The following is a 2920-nucleotide window of genomic DNA, read 5'->3' as shown; positions in this document are numbered from 1 at the left end:
GTTGGTGACGGTCCAGGTGTCGTTGCCGGTGAGGAGGGTGGTGAGGTCGCCTTTGCCGTGTTGTTCGATGGCTTGGTCGAGTTGGTTGGTCATTTGGGTGTCGTAGACGGGGCGGTGGGTGCTGCGGAAGACGCCGATGGGGGTGTGGTGGAGGGTGTCGGGGTCGGCGAGGCGGGAGAGGGCGAAGGCGGTGGTGGGGGAGGGGTTGTGGGCGTCGTGGATGAGGATGTGGTGTTCGTTGTGGGGGGTGACTTCGACGACGTGGAGGTCGCCGGTGGTGGGGTCGCGGGTGATGCCTTTGTGGTGGTCGGTGCCGAAGCGGATGGGCTGGCCGTGTTCGAGGCGGATGACGGTTTCCTGGGCCTGGTCGGGGTCTTTGAGGGCTTGGAAGGCGTCGTCGTTGAAGATGTTGCAGTTCTGGTAGATCTCGATGAGGGCGGTGCCGGGGTGGTCGGCTGCCTGGCGCAGGGTGTGGGTGAGGTGTTTGCGGTCGGAGTCGATGGTGCGGGCGACGAAGGTGGCTTCGGCTCCGAGGGCGAGGGAGACGGGGTTGAAGGGGGCGTCGAGGGAGCCCATGGGGGTGGATTTGGTGATTTTGCCGGTTTCTGAGGTGGGGGAGTACTGGCCTTTGGTGAGGCCGTAGATGCGGTTGTTGAAGAGGAGGATTTTGAGGTTGACGTTGCGGCGCAGGGCGTGGATGAGGTGGTTGCCGCCGATGGAGAGGGCGTCGCCGTCGCCGGTGACGACCCAGACGCTGAGGTCGCGGCGGCTGGTGGCGAGGCCGGTGGCGATGGCGGGGGCGCGTCCGTGGATGGAGTGCATCCCGTAGGTGTTCATGTAGTAGGGGAAGCGGCTGGAGCAGCCGATGCCGGAGACGAAGACGATGTTCTCTCTGGCGAGGCCGAGTTCGGGCATGAAGCCCTGGACGGCGGCGAGGACGGCGTAGTCGCCGCAGCCGGGGCACCAGCGCACTTCCTGGTCGGACTTGAAGTCTTTCATCGACTGCCGGCCCTCGGCTCTGGGGACGAGGGAGAGCAGGGTCTGTGCCGTCGTCGTCGCAGTCGTCTCAGTCGTCTCAGTCATCGATGGCCTCCTTGAGGGCCGTGGCGAGCTGTTCGGCTTTGAACGGCATGCCGTTGACCTGGGTGTAGGACTGGGCGTCGACCAGGTATTTCGCGCGGATCAAGGTGGCGAGCTGACCGAGGTTCATCTCGGGGACGACGACGGTGTCATAGCGGCGCAGCACCTCACCCAGGTTGGCGGGGAAGGGGTTGAGGTGGCGCAGATGCGCTTGGGCGATGGGGACGTTCTCGGTGCGCAGGCGGCGGACGGCGGCGGTGATGGGGCCGTAGGTGGAGCCCCAGCCGATGACCAGGGTCCGGGCCCCGTCGGGATCGTCCACGGTGAGGTCGGGGACGTGGATGTTGTCGGTTTTGGCCTGGCGGGTGCGGACCATGAGGTCGTGGTTGGCGGGGTCGTAGGAGATGTTGCCGCTGCCGTCCTGTTTCTCGATGCCGCCGATGCGGTGTTCCAGGCCGGGGGTGCCGGGGATGGCCCAGGGGCGGGCGAGGGTGTGCGGGTCGCGTTTGTAGGGCCAGAACACGTGCGTGCCGTCGGCGAGCTGGTGGTTGGGCTGGGTCGCGAACTGCACCCGCAGGTCGGGCAGTTCGCCCGGGTCGGGGATCCGCCAGGGTTCGGAGCCGTTGGCGAGGTAGCCGTCGGAGAGCAGGAAGACCGGGGTGCGGTAGGTCAGGGCGATGCGGGCGGCGTCCAGAGCGGCGTCGAAGCAGTCCGCCGGCGTCTTCGGTGCCACGATGGGGACGGGGGCCTCACCGTTGCGTCCGAACATGGCCTGCAGGAGATCGGCCTGTTCGGTTTTGGTGGGCAGGCCGGTGGAGGGCCCGCCGCGCTGGATGTCGACGATCAGCAGCGGCAGCTCCAGGGACACCGCCAGGCCGATGGTCTCCGACTTCAGCGCGACACCGGGACCGGAGGTGGTGGTCACGGCCAGCGATCCGCCGAACGCCGCCCCCAGGGCCGCGCCGATACCGGCGATCTCGTCTTCGGCCTGGAAGGTGCGCACCCCGAAGTTTTTGTGTTTCGCCAGCTCGTGGAGGATGTCGGAGGCAGGCGTGATGGGGTAGGAGCCGAGGTAGAGGGGCAGGTCGGCCTGGCGGGAAGCGGCGATCAGACCGTAGGCCAGGGCGAGGTTGCCGGAGATGTTGCGGTAGGTCCCGGCAGGAAACGCCCGCGTTGCGGGAGCCACTTCGTAGGAGACGGCGAAGTCCTCGGTGGTCTCCCCGAAGTTCCAGCCCGCCCTGAACGCCGCCACATTCGCCTCCGCGATCTGCGGGGTTTTGGCGAACTTCCGCCGCAGAAACGCCTCCGTCGCTTCGGTGGGGCGGTGATACATCCAGCTCAGCAGGCCCAGCGCGAACATGTTCTTCGACCGCTCCGCCTCCTTGCGGGGCAGCCCGAACTCCTTCAGCGCCTCCACGGTCAGCGTCGTCAGCGGCACCGGATGGACGTGGTAGGCGTCCAGGGAGCCGTCGTCCAGGGGGCTGGTGTCGTAGCCGACCTTGGCCATGGGCCGTTTGGTGAACTCATCGGTGTTGACGATGATGTCCGCACCCCGCGGCACATCCGCCAGGTTCGCCTTCAACGCCGCCGGATTCATCGCGACCAGCACGTTCGGCGCGTCACCGGGGGTGAGGATGTCGTGGTCGGCGAAGTGCAGCTGGAAACTGGACACACCCGGCAGCGTCCCCGCGGGGGCACGGATCTCGGCCGGGAAGTTCGGCAGCGTCGACAGATCATTACCGAACGAAGCAGTCTCCGACGTGAACCGGTCACCCGTGAGCTGCATACCATCACCCGAATCACCCGCAAAACGAATGACCACCCGATCGAGGCGCTTGAC

2 protein-coding genes are annotated in these 2920 nt (G+C 67.0%); both read right to left on the bottom strand.

Going from position 1 to position 2920, the window contains the following annotated elements; genetic code table 11:
* Positions 1–1083: 2-oxoacid:ferredoxin oxidoreductase subunit beta (locus tag AC069K_RS35665; protein WP_478622992.1), on the bottom strand; the 1083-nt coding region annotated here is incomplete at its 3' end.
* A partial coding sequence (locus AC069K_RS35660; protein WP_478622990.1) for a 2-oxoacid:acceptor oxidoreductase subunit alpha occupies positions 1076–2920 on the bottom strand: 1845 nt, incomplete at its 5' end. The genes AC069K_RS35660 and AC069K_RS35665, both read right to left, overlap by 8 nt.

The sequence above is a fragment of the Streptomyces sp. NPDC043908 genome (assembly GCF_056435525.1).
This window is presented reverse-complemented; position numbering and strand designations above follow the sequence as displayed.